This window comes from Thalassotalea sp. SU-HH00458, from assembly GCF_040362795.1.
Taxonomy (GTDB): Bacteria; Pseudomonadota; Gammaproteobacteria; order Enterobacterales; family Alteromonadaceae; genus Thalassotalea_H; species Thalassotalea_H castellviae.
The window spans coordinates 1-2,511 of sequence record NZ_BAABWW010000021.1 but is presented as its reverse complement, the minus strand read 5'-3'; the positions used below and the strand labels follow the sequence as shown (position 1 = coordinate 2,511).

The following is a 2,511-nucleotide window of genomic DNA, read 5'->3' as shown; positions in this document are numbered from 1 at the left end:
TAAATACAAGGAAGTTTCGGTTATGAAAAAAAATATTGGCATTCTAATTATTGCTCTTAGTTTGAATGGTTGTGCCTCAACCAAAGTAGAGACTGTTAAAGAATATCCGAATTTATCGTTAACTCACAACGAAATTCAATCTTCAAAGTGGAACCAACTTAATAGATTTCCTGCTAGATACCCAATTAAAGCAGTAAAGAAATCTATTGAAGGTTGTGCCACAATTGAATATGTAATAACCCCACAAAATGAAGTTAAGGACATTATTGTAATAGCTACAACAAGTGAACATTTTTCAAAAGCGGCTAAAGATGTAATTAAAAATTGGAAGTGGGCAGAGTTACCTAAAAGTATTATTTCTAAGCCTGTCAAAACACAAACTCGATTTGATTTCTGTTTTGACAAGCCAGATCAGCCTTGTTCATCTGTAACACCAAAATATTCATGTCCAAGCGAAGACATCATTTATTCCACTGGTATGCGTATAAGAGTCCGTGGTTAAAGTATTTATAACAAGCTGTTTAACAAGGACAAAAAACAGTTGGCTTTTGCTCCTTCGTCGCTTATTTTAGCCAACTATATTTTGCCCATTAACAGGGCGTTATAAATCACGGAGAGAATAGTGAAATTTAGATATATTTGCGCAATCATTTCTTCACTTGGAGCAATTGGCTGGAGTTTTGCCTTACTCGTTGAGTTGCTTGATAGAGGCTTTAAAGGTGATGCTATTTTATTTACGCCATTAGTATTTTTGCCAGCAGCAACAACTTTATACTTAATATACTCTCAGAAGATTTTTTCAAATACTGCCGCAGAAAAAATAGAAGAGGAAAATAAAGTTTTGAAACTAAAAATAGAGCAGAGAAAGCTAAAAGACAGCCTTGAGAAAGGTGATTTATAACAAGCTGTTTAAGTGCGGGACTGCTAAAGTTTGGCTCGGTTTCGCTTCGCTTCACATTTTAGCCAAACATTATCAGCCCCTTAACAGGGCGTTAGCAGTCTTTATCTTTTGGTGGTAAAAACAAGGACTGGTGTTTAATAAATAAAATGGATTTTCAATTTTAGCAGTTCATTATTAAATCCATTTCATGAATTCATCTTAATTTGTTATGTTCTTATCGCTTCTTTTTAAGTAAGGTAAAGTCTTAAAAATTGAAGCAGTTTAAAAGTAGCTAAAGCGGTAAACCGCGAAAGTAGGGCATAAACTGCTAACAAGGCAATTAAACGGAAAATTTACAGTTGGCTTTTTTTCGCTTCGCTCAATATTCTAGCCAACTACAAATTTCCGCTTATTGAAGCGTTATATGCCTAAGGAGAGTTGCGCATGAAATCTAAGATTATTTTTTCAATATTTGTTCTTTTGGTCTTTTTATCAGGTATTGGTGTTGGAATGTATGGTAACCTAGCTGCTGGTGCTTCACCGTCTGTTTCTCAACTGTGGGCGGGAGCAAAAGAAATGCAAGGTGCTATATCGTATATCGACCAACAAAAACCAGATAAAGCACGTTCTCTTTTATGTAACTCCATTAAAACTAGAGTTGTAATAATGGATTTTGCTCAACCTATAAAAACAAATGTTTCATCTAATCAAGTTGACGAGCTTGAAAACTATGTGTTCGGTGAAATTGAAAAAAATAAAAAAGAGTTGAGTGCTCTTTGCATATAACAAGAATTTAAAGCGGGACTGCTAACAGTTTGCTTGGTTTCGCTTCGCTACACAATTTAGCAAACAATTATCAGCCCCTTAAATGGGCGTTATATTGCCTATGAAAACTGTATTAATTGGAAGCCTGGAAGCACAATTAGCTAAGTTATCTTTTAGTGGAATTGATATGTTGATTCAACATACAGTTGACTTTAAATATGAATTTAGTTGCTTTGACGATCTTCAAAGAATGTATAGAGATGTATACCATCCAGAAAGTGGGCATTTGTTAAAAAAAGAACGAATCGACAATCGATTTTTTCTTATCTTTCCCATCAAAATGGAGCTTAATATTAGGCACTTAATTATGTTATTGAATTGTTATAATAAAATGGCAGAAGAAAAAAATGGTTCATTTGTCTCATGGAAAGTGAGGTTAAAAGCAATATAACAAGTCATTAAAGCAGGACTGCTAAAAGTTTGCTCGGTTCCGCTTCGCTACACATTTTAGCAAACTTTTATCAGCCTCTTAATGAGGCGTTATATACCGCAACTAATTCGATAAATAGTTTTTCAAGTTTTGGTGTTTTTAATTGAAACTTTGTGGTGAATTCTTCGGGTGTATTTTAGGTTTTAACATTGCAATGTATCGGCAAGTTAATCTGTAAATTCCGTTCTATTCTCGTTTTGGTTTACGTTGCGGTGGGTAAAGGCTGGTAAAGTTATGTGAGTTGCTAGCCAATAAAAAGGCTGGTAACGTAATGATGTTGTTAGTCTTTATATAACAAGCAAATAAACAGGGACACGTAACAGTTGGCTTTCGTTCGTTCCTCACTATTTTAGCCAACGTTACTTAGCCCATTATT

General features: G+C 34.5%; 4 protein-coding genes. All 4 read left to right on the top strand.

What is annotated here, in order from left to right; genetic code table 11:
• Positions 1-502, top strand: a 502-nt coding sequence (locus tag ABXH06_RS17790; protein WP_353519097.1) for an energy transducer TonB, incomplete at its 5' end; no start/stop codon positions are given.
• Positions 503-622: 120 nt separating this feature from the next.
• Positions 623-901 carry a hypothetical protein gene (locus ABXH06_RS17785; protein WP_353519096.1) on the top strand — a complete coding sequence of 93 codons (279 nt, stop codon included), beginning with the start codon at positions 623-625 and terminating at the stop codon, positions 899-901.
• Positions 902-1,324: 423 nt separating this feature from the next.
• Positions 1,325-1,666, top strand: coding sequence for a hypothetical protein (locus ABXH06_RS17780; RefSeq protein ID WP_353519095.1), 342 nt, complete (start codon positions 1,325-1,327; stop codon positions 1,664-1,666).
• A 100-nt stretch (positions 1,667-1,766) separates the two neighbouring features.
• The gene (locus tag ABXH06_RS17775; protein ID WP_353519094.1) at positions 1,767-2,096 is read left to right on the top strand and encodes a hypothetical protein; all 330 of its coding nucleotides are present in this window, start codon (positions 1,767-1,769) and stop codon (positions 2,094-2,096) included.
• The last annotated feature ends 415 nt before the right edge of the window (positions 2,097-2,511 follow it).